Below are 17,955 nucleotides of genomic sequence, written 5' to 3'. Positions count from 1 at the left end.
GATGACGACTGCCGAACGCGCGAAATTTGCCAAAGAACTTGCAAATCTCGCAAAAGAGCTCGTGCCGACTGACACGATCAGAGACGTATCTGCAAAAATCTCGGAAATTAATCGTCATCCAACTGAGCATGAAGAGCGGATGTGGCTACTCCAGCAGCAGGAGCCTGATGCAGTCTGCGTCCGAAGCGCGATCTATCGTTTAAGCGGAAGCCTCAACGTATCTAAGCTTGTATCGTCGATCTACAAGACCATACTGGCGATGCCAGATTTGAACGCCCGCTATTACTTCGACGAAGAGGGGGGGCTTCGCAGACAGATATCTGCTCGGGAAAGCGAATGCGTGGCTATCCGGGTCGTCGGCTCACGATATGAGCTCATCGAAGCCGTGCTGGCGCGGCAAAGTGAAACTTGGGATCCCGAGCGCGTGCCGCCTTTTCGAGCGGAGCTGTTTCTGACTCGCAGCGACGCTTATATCGCCCTGTTCCTCAATCGCATTCTTGACGAGGCTTATACGCCTGAGTTTCTTGTTCGCGCCCTTATGGGCGCGTATGAAGGTAGACGGCCTGAAACCGCACAACGGTACTATTCTCCTTTCTCTTTCGACGAAAATCGTGCGGCGCCCATAGGCTGGATCCGGCGAACGGAGAAGAACCTTTCGATCGAACACGCTGATCTCGGATCGTCGGGGGTGAAGGCGCCGTCTGGAAGAAACACGACCACCTGCTGCCGTGCTATCGTCCACGCGGAAGTGCTGGGCTCTTCTCCGTTCGCTGATCCGCTCATCGCGACAATTTCCGAGCGTTTCGCTCGATTCGTATGCCGCCTCGGCTGTCACGCGAAAATTGGCTTGGTCCTTCATCATCGGAAGGAAGATCTGGACGGCTCATCGTCGGCTGCGCTGAATCGGCATCGGTTTGATGCAGACAAGCTGATCGAGAACACAAATTCGCAGCGTCGTGCTGCGTCTGATTTGGGGCATGAAACTGTAATAGCTTTCGATAGCGGCTGTTCCGCGAAAGAAGCTCTCGACCTTATTCTGGCCCGGCTGGAGGGAGGGACGCCTGGCTCTCCACTGCCTCCAGACCCAAGCGTACCAGAGATCCATGTCACACGACTTGATGATCCAGCCACGTCCCGTGGCGAAATCATCTTTGAACATCTCCTGATTCCAACTCTGGAACCGCGGCCTGATTTGGAATTGGCTACCGGCTTTGACGCTGACGGCAATGTCGTGCTTGAGCTTTCAACCGGGCAAGCGATCTCCCGCTATGCCTGTGCGTTTCTGTTGGAGCGCTTTGTCGCCTTCCTCGGTGGCGAGAGAGAGATAGAGGAGTGGGCCCCTCCGCTTATCACCGCGCATATCGCAAAAGCGCAGGGGACGAGCCCTATTGTTCGGCCGGTTGAAGCTGTCGCTGTCGAAACGGAAAGCGTCACCGCTCTTATTCTCGCCGAATTTCGCGAAGCCCTCGCATTCGCCACGATGGGCCCCGACGACGACTTCTTCGATCATGGCGGTCACTCGCTGACTGCTACCCGGATCATCGGTCGCCTTCTGAGCAAGCATGGGATCGAAATCCACTTCAACGAGTTGTTCAGCCATCCGACTGCGGCTTCGCTTGCGCGATATGCACGCCTGTCAGACGCCGCAGTTTCGCATTCGAAGGATAAGAGGGATGAGAAGCCTCTGACTGCGCCTCTATCGCTGGCACAGGCTTCGCTTTGGAAAGCCTGGAAAGCCTTCGACTTCGGCGAGGTCTTCAATATTCCATTCGCGCTCGATTTTATCGATCCAGTCGACGAGCGTGTCTTCGAGCGAGCGTTCCAGGATATTCTCGAGCGTCATTCCGGCTTGCGTACACTCTTCACTCCGGAGGACTGCGGCATACTCCAGCGAGAGGTGCCCCCCGAGGAACTGCATCGTTACAAGTGGTTCTGGACCAGTCTAGACAGCGCAGGAATAAGCCGTCAGTCGGAAGCGTGTTACCGTTTCGACCTTGCCAGAGAACTTCCGATCCGTTTGCGCTTCCTGATCGATCCTATTACGGGACGGCAAACCCTGTCCTTCCTGTTTCATCACATTGTTCTTGATGAATGGTCGGTCAATCTGATGATGGACGAGTTGGTGCATGCGTATCGCGCCCGAGCGACAGGAGAAGTTCCCGTCTGGACGACAGCGCCCATTCCGTTCGCGAAATTTGCGGGCCGGCAAATGACCGCCGGGGTGAACGGCACACACCTCGATTATTGGACGGAAAGGCTCCGGACGGCACCGAAGGAACTCAAGCTCTTCGACGTCGCCGCTCCCGTTCCGCATTTCTCAAGCGACGCCTCACCTGCGGGCGGTTGGGTCGAATTCAAGCTGAAGCGCCACGTTTCAGACGGCCTCTATGGACTTGCGAAAGAAAGCGGCGCCTCTCTTTTCAATGTCGTCTACGCGGCGATCGTGACATCGCTTCACAAGATCGGGGGACTGACCGACATCGTCATCGGGACTTCGGCTTCGGGGCGCACCGATTCGAGTTTTTTCGATACGATCGGCTATTTCACCACCGTTGTCGCTCACCGTTTGCAGTTTCAGGCCGCCACCAGCGTCGGGGAACTGGTCGATACCGTGAAGCAAACGATCAACGGATCCATGCCGTATACGGATATTCCGATCGATCTGGTGGAAGAGGTGCTCGGCATGGAGCCGGGGCGTGATCACCTGTTCGAGGTTTTCATCCAGATACACGCCAAGAACAAACTGAACGGAGCGATAAACAATCCCGGCGGGTCTCAAATTCGTTTTCGTCAGATCGATCCCGACAAACATGAATCGCTTCTGGGGCTGCAGTTTGAGGTGATGGAAGAAGAGATCGACAAGGAGCGGTCGATCCGCGTGCTTATGAGCTATCGGAGCGATCATTATACGCCCCAGCAGGTCGAGCGCTTGCGCAAAACGACGAGTGATGTCTTTGCCTCGTTTTCGAAGCCGGGCGTATCGATCCGGCCGATCTCCAAGCTGTCATGACGAGCCCGACATCAGCGCAGTACGGTTCGATGTGCCGCGCTGATCCGGTCTCGATCAGGGTGATCCCAATCGAGACCGGTATTGATTGAACGGCTCTGTGTCAGTCGGACTGCCGCAACAACTCGCTCATCGGAAGCGTCGCTGCTCCCGGAGCGACGGCGGTCGCCAGAAAACTCCGCAATGCTCGCCGATGCCTATCAAAACGATCCCTTCCGATAATCGCCGCGTCGGCATCGATCTGCACAGTCAGTTGGCTTCCGTCGTTCTGGCCGCGATAGGTGATGTTGAGGCCGTCCCCGGGGCCGCTGGCAAGGACGTGCCTGGCTGTACGGCATCCGCGAAATTCCGGCGAGCCGAAGGGCAAAACATTGATGAGCGGCGAGAAGAAAAAGCGTTGTCCCTTTGCAAGACCATAGTCGGCCGCAATCTGCTCGATACGAAACCGACCGTGGAGCCGCTGTTCTCTGAGCACCACAGCGTTGCGCGCCAGAAAATCCAATAAAGTTTCCTTCGGGTCGCAGGCGATGTGAAAGGGAATGATATTCACCAGCATCGCCGGGGTATAGGCGCCGACGCTGCCCCAGCGGCTCATGAACGGCAACCAGAGCGTAAGCCTCGTTCTGCCTCCGCCTTCCTCGGGAGAGAGGCCATGGTACAGATAGGCGCCCGTCAGAAGGTTCAGAGCGTCCGGCCAGCCAAGATCGATGGATGAGGCAAGATCCGACAGGTTTCGAGACACTTCGTCCTCAAGCTTGTCATCGGAATGGTGGCCGCCACCTCCGTAATCCTCCTTGCTCTTGTCGAGGACCGAAACGGGGACCTCCTGGGCGAGATAGTTTGTCCAGTAGGCCCGATCGGCGTGCCATCGAGCGCTTTCCCTATAGGCTGTTTCCTCTTCGATGAAGCTGGCGAAAGAGTGGAAGGGAATGCCGGGGTCCTCCAACCCTTGATAATGGCGATAGAGATGGCCGCATCGTTGCTCGATCAGGGCAAGGCCATAGCCGTCCACGATGATGTGATGAGCGCGACTATACCAAAGGTATCGTTTGGCCCCGACGCGGTACAGCGCTTGTGTGGAGAGCATGTCAGTTCGGAGGTCGAGCTTCGCCGCGACATCGCCATCCATCCGCCGGCGCGCCTCTGCGACCGGATTTGGAAACTTGCGTAGATCAAAGTACGTGGGTGTGGGAATGCGATCCGGATCGCAGCGCTGCAGCGGCGCCTCTCCTTTCGCCGGTATGCGAAACCGCATCGACAGAACCTCGGCTTCGCGAGCGCTTTGGGCGATAGCTTTCAGCAAGGCCACCCAATCGACTTCACCATCCATTTCGAGACAGTGGGCAACGGTCGAAAGCGGCTGATTGGGATGGAACAGGAACTCTTCCCAAAAATCGAGCTGAGGCAGGGTCAGCGGCATCCAGCCGGCGCCCGGGTCGATATCATGCATGAAATACCTCATCGATGATGAGCGTGAGGACTTGCAGCATCGTGCCGCAAGTCAGACGCGCCACGACGCTGTAGATTGTGTTTGCGATCAGTTTACCTGCATCAAAGCGATGCCGTTCGACGCAGGCTGATCCAGAGCGTATCCACTTTTGATTGAACCAAAAGTGCGCTCTATCTTTTTGTTCTGTCGCGCGTTCTTATCGGAAAACCGCTTCACACCTTTCCGGCCGCGCTCCAGGTGTTGCAATCTGGCAGGATTTTCTCAGGCTGAGGTAGCAACAAGCTTGCGACCTGCCTCGCATTCCGACACTTCAGCAACTGCTTCGGTAAGAGTTCCACGCCGAATTCCTCACGCATTCGCCGCGACACCGCATGCAGATGCAACGGCAGCAGGCCAAGCGACATGAATTGCGTTCCTGAATCCGGCCCATCTGCCGACGCTCCGAGAACCTCAAGATAGATGGCAAGCACGCGCCGCTCCCTGTCGGAGGTCGTAGATAGCGTTGAAGCGCTCCCGGTTTTCCGCTCGCGGTCTCTTTCCGAAACGAAAAGCTCGCGGGCGCGCCGCCGATCAGGCTTGCCGTTCGGCGAAAGCGGCAGGTCGTTTACTTGCGTGAAGACTGTCGGCACGTGAGACTCGGGCAATCGCCTTCTGGCAAATGCACGAAGTTCGGCAGCCGTTACATCCGCTCCTGATCTGGCAACGTAGAGCGCGCCGATAGCTGCTTCCCCCCTATGCTCGCTCCCATAGTCTACGACGAGCGCGCGTTGCACGGAACGGTGCTCGACCAGTTCGCTTTCAATGTCTGGCAGGGAAACGCGCACACCACGGATCTTGATGTAGCCGTTGACGCGATGCGAAAAAAGGATCGTGCCGTCCTTGCGATAACGGCCACAATCGCCGGTACGAAAGGCGCGCACCTGAAGCCCGTTTTCATCGGCAACGGTGACAAAATCTGTCTGATGCAGGCCGCCGTTCTCAATATAGCCGAGCGCGACATTTACGCCGGCAGTATGGATCCGTCCGGTGACGCCTGCCGGACAATGGTTTCCCATATCGTCGATTATGAAATAGCTGTTTCCCGGCAGAGGCCGTCCATAGGGGATCTGGCCAATGTCGTCTGATCCGATCTCGTGCCAGATGCTCCAGATCGTCGTCTCCGTCGGTCCTCCAAGGGAGATCAGGCGCAAGGTTGCGTTCATCTGGCGAAGCTCGTCGACCACCGACGGCTTGATGTAATCGCCGCCCTGCGCAACGAGCCGCAAAGATTTGAGTTCGTCGCTTCGCCGACAAGCGAGGAGCATTTCGAGAATCGCAGGCACGGAACACCAGATGGTGACACCGTGCTTGGCGATGAGCCGGTTCCAGTCGATTGCATCCTTCTCCTTGGCGGCTTCCGGATAGACCAGGGTCGCGCCTGCGGTCAGGCAGCCAAAGATATCGAAGACCGACATGTCGTGATGGAGCGGCGTCACCGACATGAAAACGTCTCGCTCGGTTACACTCCAGGCATCGATGGTCCGTTCGATGACGTTCGACGTTGCCTTGTTCGAGAGAACGACGCATTTCGGTTTGCCGGTAGTCCCGGATGTGTAGAGGTAATAGCCTGCCTCCTCGCTCGAAGAGAGTGCAGTAAGCGGTTCCGCGAGGGCATAGGGATCGCGCGGCGCTTCTTGGGCCATCATCTCTTCGACGCTCAAAGTCTTGAAGCCGGCGATTAGGCTGGAAGCGATCACGATGTCGGGCCTGCAATTTTCGAGCAGATAGTGCAACCGATCCGGCGGCGACGCGGCGTCGATCGGCACCCAGATCGCTCCTGTAAAAGCGCTGGCCAGTGTGACCGCCATGTGCTCGGGAGAGCGGGGCAAGCAGATTGCAACAACGCTGCCCCTGCCGATTGTCTGCGCCCTAAGGGACGCCATCGCTTTGGCGACATCAAGCCCGAGATCCCGATAGGAAAGACGTCGCTCGCCGCAAACCATCGCCGTCTTTGAAGTGAGAAGGCTGAAGAGGTTGTCGGCGATGCGTTGCAGGTAGTTACTGCAAATGAGTTCCTGCCGGGCCGTGTTGTGCCGGTAGTGCTGGAGATCGACGACGTCGCTGTGTTCGAAAGTTAGTGCGCCAGCCGAGCAAATCGCCTTGATCGCGCGCTCCAGCGCCTTGAGCAGATCGAGCACGATTTCCCTGTCAATAGCTTCGCGGGTGTGATCGATATCGATGACAAGGTTTTTCGCCGGATCAAGCGTCAGGCGTATATCCATCGCAACTTGCGGGGTTTGGGTAAGCCCAGCGTGCTGTCGCACGAGTGTTTGCGCAGGGAGGGTCGGCCAGGAGAGACCGTTGGTCACGACGACGGGGAGCGCCGGGCTTTGGCGATGGGCATTGACGAGAAGCCGCGCTATATCGACGCCCGAAAACGAGAGATGAGCCAGCCCTTCATGTATGTCGGTTTGCAGCATCCGCGTTCGGTCGAGTATCGAGCCATCCCGTCTGTCCCAACTGATCGCGATGAAGCTGGATTCGTTGCTCAAGGATCTCGATGCGGGAGGTGCCACCGGCACGCCGACGCAGAGAGCCCCCTCCTTTTGCCATTTTGAAAGCACCTCAAGGATGACGGCCATGATCACCGTGTTCTTGAAAAGGACGTGGCGTGCTCCGATTGAGGACAATTTCGCGAAGCTGTCGCGGTCTATGATGAGGGTTGCTCGGTCGTATCGCGACGAAGCGATGGTTTCGAGAGGCTTTTTCCAAGGCAACTGCGCCGGATCGGTAATATGGGCGAGTTTTTCGCGCCAGTAGTTGCCATCCTTGGCCCTTGCGGCTTTTTCGGGCGAAGACGAAGCGATAGCTGGCGATTTTGTTCCCTCCAAGTGGAACGCTTCCGCGCCGAACAATTCGATCATCAAGGTTGCGATCGACTGACCATCGAGAATGAGCGCATCGAAGCGGACGAAGACAACCCCCGAGTCACGGCACGGATCGCCATCATCGGGCTCTGACAGCCGAAACGCGGTTACGCGCCAAGGAGGAGCGGCAAGGTCGAACAGCTCATGAGCGAAATCGCTGCGAAGTTCATCAATCCGGTCGAACGCCTCCGAACGTGCACAGGACCGAAGGTCGACTTCCTCGTAATTGATTGCCGCGTCCGGAAGAACCTGCTGGACGAGCTTGACGCTATCAATCCGCGTCCGCAGACACTCATGGCGCCTTACGAGTTGCATGAGGCGCTCGGGAAGCCTGTCGAGATCGATTCGGCCGCGATATTCCCGGAACTCCTGCATCGCCACACCGCCGAGGGGCAGATGTCTTTCTCGCCCAAGCAGATAAGCTTGTTGCAGCTTCGTCAATGGCCGCACGAGGACGCTTTCCTCTTCACTCATCGTGATCACGACCTTGGTCTTGGAGTTTTGCATCTCCTGTCCGAGCGTCGGAGCACACGGATTTCAGGAAAGCGCCCGCAATCATCTCGGAGACTTCATTCGTTCGCAGGCGCATCAAATCGGCGATACGACGAGGGGTATTATGTGTTCGAAGGTCATCCCGAGACAGCGCGCAAGAGGTGATGTAACGATTTATAAAGTTACGAAAATCGGCAAGTTCGTTCTCCGCCATGATCGTTACCATGTCTGCATCGGTCTCAGGGACGGCCCGATCGCCGCAAAGCCTATTCATAAGATGGATCACCATTTTTTCTGTTTCGCTGGGCGATCTCGATACATGTTCGTCCGAGCGACGCGAGGGCTGAACCTCGTCGTTCAGACGGCTCAAGCTGGCGCTCAGAAGGTCTGGCTGATCGCTCACCTTTCGCAGCAATCGCGAATAGGAGCTGAAAAGATCGATGACCCAGTCGCGCGCGACTGCGTCGATGCGCACATCCCAATTTATCAGGAGCCCCCCGTCGACGACTGCCACTTGAACATCCAGGGCGACTTGCGAACCTTGCGACGTCACCCAGTTCAGCTTGCCGAACACACGGCGGACACGCTCGGAAAACAACTCCCCCACCGTTGAGCCGAGCCCGGATGAGAACACCACGGGCGAGACCTCCAGATCTCCTCGCCTCCGGGATAGATCACGCATGACGTTAACGCCCGGATAGGCCGAGTGAGCAAGAAGTTCGAAGATCTGTGTCTGAAGCCCCTGGCAAAGCGCCCCTGCGGTATCGACTGTGTGAAGATTGATGGCCACGATGAGCAGGTTGGAAAATTCCCCGACGAGCTGGTCCTCGTTACCGACAGCCGGAGCACGCCAGAATATCGGCAGATTAAGCCGGAAACGGTCGCATTGCGTCGCGCGCCCAAGCGCTATGGCGAAAAGCCCGAGCAGCAGGGTCGTCGGCGTGACCCGCAAGGCTCGCGCGGCGTTTTCAAGAGCGTGTCGTTGCGCGCAAGAGAGTCGTGTAGCCAGGCGGCGGTTCTTGCGCCGTGCTCTTCCATCGGGGCGTAAGGGAAGGAGAGGAGCCGGGGGGAGGGCGGCCAATTTCTCCTGCCACCAAAGCCGGTCCCGCTCGCGCTGCCTGATGTGTTCGACTTCAACGCTCATGCTGTCAAGCCAGTCGAAGAAGCGCGTGTCTCCAGTGCGGTTCGACTGAGGTTCCAGGTATAAAGCCGCGAGATCATCCATCATGACGCGAAAGCTGACTGGATCAATGGCAATCATGTCGACGTCGACATGCAATCTCGCTCGCCCCCCAGGCAGAAGACTGAGGCTGAAGGCTGTCGCCTGCCCCTCGATCAGATCCAGCGCCTGCTCGGCCCAAGCGCGACGCTTCGCTGCCAGGTGCCGATGCAGCGAAGTGCCCGGCAAGGCTCTTAAATCCTCCGTTTCCAAGACAGGCATCTCTCTTCCTTCGCGGATGCTTTGCCGACCGTCGGCATCAACCGCAAGCCGAATCATAGGATGAACTGAACCAAGGCGGTCCAGTGCGCAGCGCAGGCGATCCGGTACGAGTTCGTTGCCGTCAAATTCCGCGTAAAGATGCGCCGCTACCCCTCCAAGAGGTCCACTGGAAGCTCTGCCAGCCCAGTAAGCAGCTTGCATTGCGGTAAGCTCTCTCATTACGCATGCACCTTGGTCAGATTAGCAGACTGACGATCAATCGAGTCGTCTCGTCAAATTCAAATGCTTCCAGAAAGCAAACCCAAGATAATGTAACTCGAGTCAAGCAATGATCGCAAGTTATATATTTCAAATTTAGAATGATTAAAAGAGTGGAAGGATTATATTTATTACAAAAACAAAAATATCATTTTTGATTTTATCGATATTTCGTTGCAATAGTATTTTTGATCTGGTATGTAATTCGTCAGTGTATGGGTGGCTCGCTATGAATATAGAATATTGTCGCTGGCCGGATGATATGGCTGAACTCTACGTTACGGAGGGGCTTTGGCTGGGTCGTCCTTTAAGCCGAATAATAGAGGATAAAGAAAAAGACTGCACGAAGGATCTGGCTATTATCTGTGGCGACCGTCGGTTCAGCTATGGCGATCTTGATCGACTGTCGTCAAATCTTGCTGGGCGGTTGGCTGCGCAAGGCATGAAGGTCGGTGATGCGGCGCTCGTACAGCTTCCGAATGTCGCCGAATTCTACATCGTCTTCTTCGCGCTGTTGAAGATCGGCGTTGCACCGGTCAATGCGTTGTTCGTTCATCGCAAACTCGAATTGACTGCCTATGCGAGACAAATCGCGCCCCGCCTTCTGATCGGCACCCGTGCCAATCCGCTGTTCTCGGACGATGCCTTCGTGGGTGTCCTCAAGGAGATCTCGCCGAATCTCTCATTGGCCCTGTTCCTGGGAGAGACGAATTCCAGCTCAAGCCTTGACTACTGGATCAATACGCCGTTCGAGGGGGCGAGTTGTTATGCTCCCTCGGCGCCCGACGAGGTCGCTTTCTTCAATCTGTCGGGGGGGAGCACTGCGACACCGAAGCTGATCCCGCGAACCCACAACGACTATGACTACAGCGTCCGACTAAGTGCGGAAATCTGTCAATTAACGCGAAAGACGCGCTTTCTCTGCGCTCTGCCAGCGGGACACAACTATCCGATGAGTTCGCCCGGTGCTCTTGGCGTCTTTCACGTCGGGGGTTGCGTCGTCATGGCGTCGAGCCCCGAGCCTTTGAGCTGTTTCGACCTTATCGAAAGGCACTCCGTTAACATGGTCGCTTTGGTGCCTCCCGCCGTATCGCTTTGGCTTCATGCACTTCCCGGCAGAGAGGCATCGCTCAAGTCTCTTGATCTGCTCCAGGTCGGGGGAGCGAATTTCGCCGAAGCCATAGCACGCCGCATACCCGAAGCCATGGGGTGTCGTTTGCAGCAGGTCTTCGGCATGGCTGAAGGGCTCGTCAACTACACCCGGCTAGACGATCCCGGCGAGCGTGTCTTCACGACCCAGGGACGGCCAATGAGCCCTTACGACGAGATCAAGATCATCGACGAAGAAGGGTGCCCCGTCGCTAAAGGCGAGGTCGGCATGTTGGCGACCCGTGGCCCCTATACCTTCCGGGGCTATTATCGGAGCCCCGAGCACAATGCTCACGCCTTCGACGATGAAGGCTTCTACAAGACCGGCGATCTGGTGCGGATCACTGATGAGGGTGATCTGCGCGTGGTTGGGCGAATGAAGGATCAGATCAACCGGGGCGCGGAAAAGATCGCCGCCGAGGAAGTCGAGAACCTGCTTCTGACGCACCCGGACGTAGCTCACGCGGCCTTGATTGCCATCAAAGATCCATCGATGGGTGAGCGGAGCTGCGCCTTTATCGTAACGCGAAATCCCGGCCTCAAATCTTCGTCGCTCAGGCGTTACCTGGCTTCGCTTGGAACTGCTGAATACAAGCTGCCGGATCGCATTGCGTTCATCGATGCAATGCCGCTGACCGCTGTCGGGAAAATCGACAAAAGGCGGTTGGGCGAAGAGCGTGGTTCCGCGGGTAACGCCGCCTCCAACTGAACAGGTCTACTCTCATGGCTATTCCTCGATTGGCTGATTATCCCATGCCGCTTCCACCTTCGTTTCCAATGAACAAGACGAATTGGCGGCCTGATCCGAAGCGGGCGGCCTTTCTGATCCACGATATGCAGCGCTATTTTCTCGGATTTTACGAGGATGAAAGCATCCTAAAAAATAAACTGATCAAAAATCTGGCGTCGCTGCGCCGCTGGGCCAAGGAAAACGGTGTTCCTGTGATTTACACCGCGCAACCGCACACACAGTCCACCGTTGATCGTGGTCTTTTGAACCACATGTGGGGTGCCGGCCTTACTGAGGCCGATCCCGATCTACAGCAGATCGTTCCAGATCTCGCCCCGAATGAAGAAGACATCGTGCTCACCAAATGGCGCTATAGCGCTTTCCGGCGGACAAGCCTTCTTGAACAAATGAAGAGTGCTGGACGCGATCAACTTCTGATAGGCGGCGTCTATGCTCATATCGGCTGTATGGTGACCGCAGTCGATGCCTTCATGAGCGACATTCAGCCGTTCATTATTGGAGATGCTGTCGCCGACTTTTCGGAGGCAGAGCATCGGATGGCTCTGGACTACGTCGCAAGGCGCTGTGGATCGGTAATTGCGACCGAAGCGTTGATCGAAACGTCGGCGGCGAGCACCGTCACGCGGGATTGGCTTGAGGCTCGCGTGCGCGGGCTCCTCGAGGATGCGACGGACCTCGATCCGAACGAGAACCTGCTCTTTTACGGGATCGATTCCCTACAGGTCATGAGGCTTGCGAGTGAACTGAAAGCGCGTGGCGTTCTTGTCAGTTTTGAAGACTTGGCGCGAGCCCCGACGCTAAACGCGTGGTGGGAGTTGATCGATAGGAAGTGCATGGCGGCTTGATGAGAGGGAGTAGCGCCATGTCGCTTCGCCGTTTTCGCGGCAAACGCGTCCTCGTAACGGGCGCCGCACGCGGTATAGGACACCAGGTGGCCGAGCGTTTCGCGGAAGAAGGGGCAAACGTCATCGGCCTCGACATCGCAGCGAGCGCGCGCGCACTCAACTTCACGCTTCATCTGGTCGACATCAGCGACCCTGATCAGGTCGGCGCGATAAGCAACCGGCTCAAGTACGACGCCGAGCGGCTCGACGTTCTCGTTAACGCAGCGGGTGTGCTCGAAATGGGACCTGTGGAAAGTCTCGCCACCGAAGCCTGGAAACGGTGCTTTGACGTGAATGTAGCTGGCCCATTCTACCTTTTCAGGGAGTGGATACCGGTGTTCAAGAAACAACGGGGCGGCGCTATCGTAAACATCGCCTCCAACGCGGCGCATGTAGCCCGCACACACATGGCCTCTTACTGCGCCTCGAAAGCCGCTCTGACGAGCTTGAGCCATTGCGTCGGGCTTGAGGTCGCGCCCTACGGCGTGCGTTGTAATGTCGTTTCCCCCGGCTCGACCGATACGCCGATGTTGAGCGGGATGCTGACGAGCGGCGCGGACCGCGACCGGTTGCTTGGCGGCTTTCCCGACCAGTTCAAGCTAGGCATTCCCCTCGGAAAGATCGCAACTCCCGATGATATCGCCGATGTCACTCTTTTTCTGGCGTCGAATGATGCAGGCCACGTGACCCTTCAAGACATCGTCGTCGATGGCGGGGCAACGCTCGGTGCGTAGCCACTTGCGGAAATTGTCAGGATTATGAGCTGGAACACGTAGCAAGTGACGTCATGTATCGAGAACATGAAACATCCCAATATTCTAGTCTCTTCGAGAAAATCCATCCATGGGACGACGACGAGGCTGAGTGCAGATGCCTTTTCACCAAATTCCGATGGAACTCTGTTGAAGAGTTATTTCAAGCAGATGGAGATATGGGCATACCCCAACAAATCGCTCGGGCGAGACCAAGCAGGCGAGTGGAGTTCATCGCGGGGCGGCGCTGCGCCGGCCAGGCGGTGAGGCTGCTTATGGGCGGCGATGGCTGCGGAATTATCGGGGGGTTCCCTGTTCCGAACTGGCCCGAAGGTCTCGTGGGAGCGATATCACATAGTCAGAATTGCGCTGTCGCGCTGGTCGGCAGGTCGCACCGGTATGTTGGAGCAGGCGTCGATATCGAGAAAGTCCTGACGGCGTCCGAGGCACGAGACATCTCTTGGCTTGTCTTGAGCGAAAGCGAGCGGAGGCGGTTGGAGACGCAGATTGCTGTCTTCACGATTTCACTCGCCTTCTCCCTGAAGGAAAGCCTGTTCAAGTCGCTTCCTGCCGATGCTCAGGCCGATTTCGGCTTCGATGCGTGCGAACTTGTGAACTGGGGTCGGAGCGGAGACGCCATGTTGCGCGTCACGAGAGACCTTGGATCCCATTGGCGCGCGGGTACGGAATTTGCCGCGCAATTTCTCCAGCGAGAAAGACTTCTGCTGACCCGCATCCTGCTAGAAAGATAAAAGGTAACACTTCTGATGAAATCCAGCGAAAGCAACGGAGGAAAGGGTAGTCCATGCAAATGGAGAAGCAGCCAATAAAGGTTTCCGGGACCGAAACACCGCCGATAAAGCTGATACAACAGATCATCGGCTATCGCACGTCTCAGTGTATACGTGTCGCGGTCGAGTTTGGTATCCCTGCGATGCTCGAACACGGCGCGATGAGCGTGGACGAAATTGCGCAGCGCGCAGGTGTACACGAGGATCTCATCGGAAGGATTTTAGATCACCTTGCTAGCGTCGAAATCATCGGCAAGGATGATGCTGGCAAGTATACGAAGACGTCGACTTCGAAATTCCTTGTTCCTGGGCATGATAACAGTCTCTGTCAATGGATTTCCTGTGAGCTTCATCCACTGTATTGGCGCTCATGGGAGTACATAAATGATCAGATGCGAAGGGGCGATACAGCCTTCGAACTCGCGCATGGGCTCCCGCACTTCCAATACCTTGCCAACGATTTCGAGGCGCAAGTGCGCTTCGATGAGCAGATGCGGGGCGCGTCGATGGCTATGGGCGCCGTTGTCATTTCTCATCTGGAGTTTCAGGAAGGAGTAACCATAGTTGATGTCGGCGGCGGAGATGGGTCTCTGCTTGCTCAGATTCTTGAGCGGAACCCTACGGCGAAAGGGGTGCTGTTCGACCTTCCTCGCAAGGGTAGTACCCTCAGTTCCGCTTTCGAAAAACTGCGGTGTGAGGGACGAGCCAGCATTGAGCGCGGCTCCTTCTTCGAGGCGATTCCTCCAGCAGGCGACATCTATATTTTTAGCAGGGTTTTTCACGACTTCAACGATCAGGCCGTCAAACGGATACTCGATAACACGAGAGCTGTAATGCGGGGCGGCGAACGTCTCGTCATCGTGGATATAATGCTCGATGACACTGCTTCAACGCAACGTCGATCTTCTCAAGACGTTTTCATGATGGTCCAGCTTGGAGGGCGGGAGCGTACCTTCGATGATCTTTCAAAGATGCTCAGCATGAGCGGTTTTGATACAGCGTCCTTCACAAAAACCGAAACGCCTCTCTCCATCTTGGAGTGTTCACCGCAGAAACGGTGATAATTATCAGCATTATGGCAATTGCGATGTCCATTTATATCGTGTCGTCAACGATGACATCATAAGCATCGTGCAATTTTTAGCTGAAGAGAAATCGTCAAAACGCGGGTGTGCCATGAAGTACGAGTATTTTTTCGAAGACGAATTGCCATATGCGCGACGATTTGACGCAAATGCGCTATTCTATTCGTCCAGCTGGAAAACGATCAGTGGACCGATACGCGGCTCAGTGCTGACCTCAGGCGCTTCGGATCAACCAACGCTCAAGTCGGCAATTGCGAGGGCTCTTGCTGATACCAGAGACGCCCATCAGATAGTAGCTGGAGCCGTTCCGTTTTCGCGCCACTCATCGGCTAAGCTATATTTATTGCGCGATTTCGTCGATCTGCGCCCAAAAGGCGACGAAATAGCGGCTTATCGGCCAATCGCCGTCGATATGTCGCCTCACAAAAAGGCATTCGCGGAAGACGTCGCGCGAGCCTTGGAGCTATTTGGCCCCTCTCTCTCCAAGGTTGTTCTCGCCCGAGCACTCGACATAGCGCTTGCCGAAGAACTCAGTCTATCCTCATTGATTGCGAACCTTCTCAGAATCAATCCTTCGGGCTACACTTTTGCCGTTCCTGCTGGGATCGAGAGCCACCCATACGTCTTCGTCGGTGCCAGTCCCGAGCTTCTCCTTCGCAAGAAAGGCATGACCATCACTACCAATCCGCTGGCAGGCTCGATCAAGCGGGGGAAGACGCCGGAGGAGGACGAGGCCAGTGCGAAAGCGCTCTTGCACTCCGCCAAAAACAGACACGAGCATGCCCTCGTCATATCGGCGGTCAGGGATGCGCTGGCGCCGTTCTGCGAGACGCTGGACGTGCCGGATACCCCTTCTTTGATCAAAACCCCGACAGTGTGGCATCTTTCGACAACGATAACGGGATATCTGTCCGATCCGCGATGCTCGTCTGTCGATCTAGCGTTTGCGCTGCATCCGACCCCTGCGGTTTGCGGTTATCCGACTGAATCTGCTATGAGCGCGATAAGCAGCATAGAGACTTTTGATCGCGAGCTTTATGCGGGATTTGTCGGATGGATGGACGCATCCGGCGATGGCGAATGGGCCGTTGCACTTCGCTGCGCCAACGTTGCTCGGCAATCGGTGAAACTGTTCGCCGGCGCAGGTATTGTTGCGGGATCCCGGCCGCTTGATGAGGCCGCGGAAATCGAAGCGAAATTCGGCACAGTGCTGGGTGCGCTTGGATTTGTTCGGTAGCGATCGATTTACTATAAGCCGCGCACTTTATCCGATTGAAGGATACGCAAACCGTATAGCTCGCTTGAGCAGCGCCGCTAGTGCACTGACTCATTCAGAAGGTACAGATTGAGGCGGTTGAGCTTGTCGAAGATTTCATCGGCGGTTTTGGTCCAGACGAAGGGTTTTGCCTTCCGGTTGTGATCGGCGATGTAGCGCTTGATGGCGTCTTCGAGGTCGGCGACGGATTTGAAGACGCCACGACGGATGCGCCGCCGGGTAATGGCGGAGAAGAAGTTTTCGACCGCGTTCAGCCAGGACGCCGAGGTCGGAGTGAAGTGAAAAACCCACCTCGGATGATCCGCCAGCCAGGCGTCCACCTTGGGATGCTTGTGGGTTCCGTAGTTGTCGAGAATGACGTGGATGATCTTGCCGGCCGGGACCTTGCGCTCCACGGCGTTGAGGAATTTGATGAACTCCTGATGGCGGTGGCGCTTCATGCAGCGGCCGAGCACGGTTCCATCCAGCACGTTGAGTGCGGCGAAAAGCGTGGTGGTTCCGTTGCGCTTGTAATCGTGGGTCATGGTCGCGCATTTGCCGGGCTTCAACGGCAGGCCCGGTTGAGTGCGGTCGAGCGCTTGGATCTGGCTCTTCTCGTCGATGGACAGGACCACGGCATGGCAGGGCGGGCTCATGTAGAGGCCCACCACATCCTCGACTTTTTCGGCGAAGGCGGGATCGTTCGACTTCTTGAACGTGCGCAAGCGGTGCGGCTGAAGGCGGTGGGCTCCCCAGATGCGCTGCACCGTGCGCAAGCAACGCCCGCCGCCTTGGCGACAGCGCGTCCGGTCCAATGCGTGGCGTTTCCGGGGCGCTCGGAACACGGCAGCGCCAGCACTTTCGCGACGCTCTTCGCTGACAAAGGCGGCTTGCCTGGCTTGCGGGTCTGGTCGCGCAACAGCCCGTCCACCCCTTTTTCGGCGTAGCGCCGCTGCCAACGCCATACGGCTGGCCGGCTGACGCCGCTTAAGCGGGCGACGTCGAAAACGGAACGGCGCTCAGCAGAATGAAGCACGATCTTTGCCCGCTGCGCGTGCTTCAAGCGATCTTCCCGCAATGGCAGCAACAGCCCTCATCGCTCCAGCCGCAACCCTGCATTGTCGACAAACCCGACCCCGGCCTCCCGAAGGACCGTCCGATGATCGCAATACTCGCCTGCGGTGGCTCGAAATCCCTGCCAGGGGAAGGAGGCGCGCCGCCGCCCCGTCACCCGGCGTCCCAATCCTGTCCGAAAGCCCGCATGCGGCTCGGAAGACTGCGCCGGGACATTGCCGGTTTTTCCATGAGCCTCAGACATTAGACACGGTCTAACGAACGACCTTGTCCCCTGCCCCTGTCTTCGCTTCGAGCCATTCCTCGATGACGATCCCCGCGAGCTGCGCCGGAGGTCTCTTGTCAGCCTTGGCAAGTCGCACGAGCAGCGCCTTTTGCGAGGGCGTCAGGCGGATGGTCAGGGTTTCGGTTTTCTTCTCGTCCATGAGCACGCTGTATTCGATTGTGCTCCATAGGTTCATCGTGTACAAAAAAATCATACGAGTTTAATGAACACGGAGTTGCGCGATGGAGAGTGAAGTCCGCCAGATCGCCAGCGATCTCATCGAGGTCATCGTCAGATTGCAGTTTCTTGCGGTGAGGCTGGAAAGAGCGGTCAGAGAAGCTGGGATGAACCCGAAGCAAACCGATCCGGTGGCATGACGCCCCCCCCCCCCCCCC

At 56.9% G+C, this 17,955-nt stretch carries 13 protein-coding genes and 1 pseudogene; 9 read left to right on the top strand and 5 right to left on the bottom strand.

Going from position 1 to position 17,955, the window contains the following annotated elements:
* Window position 1 precedes the first annotated feature (1 nt).
* The gene (locus EK416_RS00795; RefSeq protein ID WP_245433895.1) at window positions 2-3,010 is read left to right on the top strand and encodes a condensation domain-containing protein; all 3,009 of its coding nucleotides are present in this window, start codon (window positions 2-4) and stop codon (window positions 3,008-3,010) included.
* A 100-nt stretch (window positions 3,011-3,110) separates the two neighbouring features.
* Here the strand turns inward: EK416_RS00795 and EK416_RS00790 are convergent, their stop codons facing one another.
* The gene (locus EK416_RS00790) at window positions 3,111-4,457 is read right to left on the bottom strand and encodes a condensation domain-containing protein (RefSeq protein WP_245433894.1); all 1,347 of its coding nucleotides are present in this window, start codon (window positions 4,455-4,457) and stop codon (window positions 3,111-3,113) included.
* Here EK416_RS00790 and EK416_RS18065 point away from each other — a divergent pair.
* On the top strand, window positions 4,456-4,587 hold the full coding sequence (locus EK416_RS18065) for a hypothetical protein (protein WP_281023845.1): 132 nt from the start codon (window positions 4,456-4,458) through the stop codon (window positions 4,585-4,587). The two genes, EK416_RS00790 and EK416_RS18065, sit on opposite strands and share 2 nt — an antisense overlap.
* 82 nt (window positions 4,588-4,669) lie before the next feature.
* Here EK416_RS18065 and EK416_RS00785 read toward each other — a convergent pair whose 3' ends face one another.
* Both EK416_RS00785 and EK416_RS00780 read right to left on the bottom strand, forming a co-directional pair.
* Window positions 4,670-7,870 carry an amino acid adenylation domain-containing protein gene (locus tag EK416_RS00785; RefSeq protein WP_127075363.1) on the bottom strand — a complete coding sequence of 1,067 codons (3,201 nt, stop codon included), beginning with the start codon at window positions 7,868-7,870 and terminating at the stop codon, window positions 4,670-4,672.
* Window positions 7,830-9,515, bottom strand: a complete 1,686-nt coding sequence (locus tag EK416_RS00780) for a condensation domain-containing protein (protein WP_127075361.1) — start codon at window positions 9,513-9,515, stop codon at window positions 7,830-7,832. Before EK416_RS00780 ends, EK416_RS00785 begins: the two co-directional genes overlap by 41 nt.
* Before the next feature lie 268 nt (window positions 9,516-9,783).
* On the opposite strand from EK416_RS00780, the gene EK416_RS00775 reads away from it, so the two are divergent.
* From EK416_RS00775 to EK416_RS00750, 6 genes are all read left to right on the top strand, one after another.
* Window positions 9,784-11,412, top strand: a complete 1,629-nt coding sequence (locus tag EK416_RS00775; protein ID WP_127075359.1) for a (2,3-dihydroxybenzoyl)adenylate synthase — start codon at window positions 9,784-9,786, stop codon at window positions 11,410-11,412.
* A gap of 14 nt (window positions 11,413-11,426) precedes the next feature.
* Window positions 11,427-12,299: an isochorismatase family protein gene (locus tag EK416_RS00770; protein ID WP_127075357.1), complete on the top strand. Its 873-nt coding sequence runs from the start codon at window positions 11,427-11,429 to the stop codon at window positions 12,297-12,299.
* On the top strand, window positions 12,296-13,072 hold the full coding sequence (dhbA, locus tag EK416_RS00765; protein WP_425376106.1) for a 2,3-dihydro-2,3-dihydroxybenzoate dehydrogenase: 777 nt from the start codon (window positions 12,296-12,298) through the stop codon (window positions 13,070-13,072). Before EK416_RS00770 ends, dhbA begins: the two co-directional genes overlap by 4 nt.
* A gap of 53 nt (window positions 13,073-13,125) precedes the next feature.
* The gene (locus EK416_RS00760) at window positions 13,126-13,842 is read left to right on the top strand and encodes a 4'-phosphopantetheinyl transferase family protein (protein ID WP_127075353.1); all 717 of its coding nucleotides are present in this window, start codon (window positions 13,126-13,128) and stop codon (window positions 13,840-13,842) included.
* A gap of 53 nt (window positions 13,843-13,895) precedes the next feature.
* Window positions 13,896-14,942, top strand: coding sequence for a methyltransferase (locus tag EK416_RS00755; protein WP_127075351.1), 1,047 nt, complete (start codon window positions 13,896-13,898; stop codon window positions 14,940-14,942).
* 115 nt (window positions 14,943-15,057) lie between these two features.
* Window positions 15,058-16,203 carry an isochorismate synthase gene (locus EK416_RS00750; RefSeq protein WP_127075349.1) on the top strand — a complete coding sequence of 382 codons (1,146 nt, stop codon included), beginning with the start codon at window positions 15,058-15,060 and terminating at the stop codon, window positions 16,201-16,203.
* A gap of 77 nt (window positions 16,204-16,280) precedes the next feature.
* Here the strand turns inward: EK416_RS00750 and EK416_RS00745 are convergent.
* Both EK416_RS00745 and EK416_RS17610 read right to left on the bottom strand, forming a co-directional pair.
* A pseudogene (locus EK416_RS00745) lies at window positions 16,281-17,281 on the bottom strand (IS630 family transposase); the annotation flags it as partial.
* 268 nt (window positions 17,282-17,549) lie between these two features.
* Window positions 17,550-17,720 (bottom strand): hypothetical protein, encoded by a 171-nt coding sequence (locus EK416_RS17610; protein ID WP_164729792.1) that lies wholly within the window; start codon window positions 17,718-17,720, stop codon window positions 17,550-17,552.
* An 82-nt stretch (window positions 17,721-17,802) separates the two neighbouring features.
* Here EK416_RS17610 and EK416_RS18060 point away from each other — a divergent pair, with 82 nt between their 5' ends.
* Window positions 17,803-17,937, top strand: coding sequence for a hypothetical protein (locus EK416_RS18060; RefSeq protein WP_281023844.1), 135 nt, complete (start codon window positions 17,803-17,805; stop codon window positions 17,935-17,937).
* The last annotated feature ends 18 nt before the right edge of the window (window positions 17,938-17,955 follow it).

Origin of the sequence: Rhodomicrobium lacus, from assembly GCF_003992725.1 — a bacterium.
GTDB classification, from domain to species: domain Bacteria; phylum Pseudomonadota; class Alphaproteobacteria; order Rhizobiales; family Rhodomicrobiaceae; genus Rhodomicrobium; species Rhodomicrobium lacus.
Note: the sequence above shows the minus strand (reverse complement) of the source record. Positions and strands in the feature narration are given on the sequence as shown.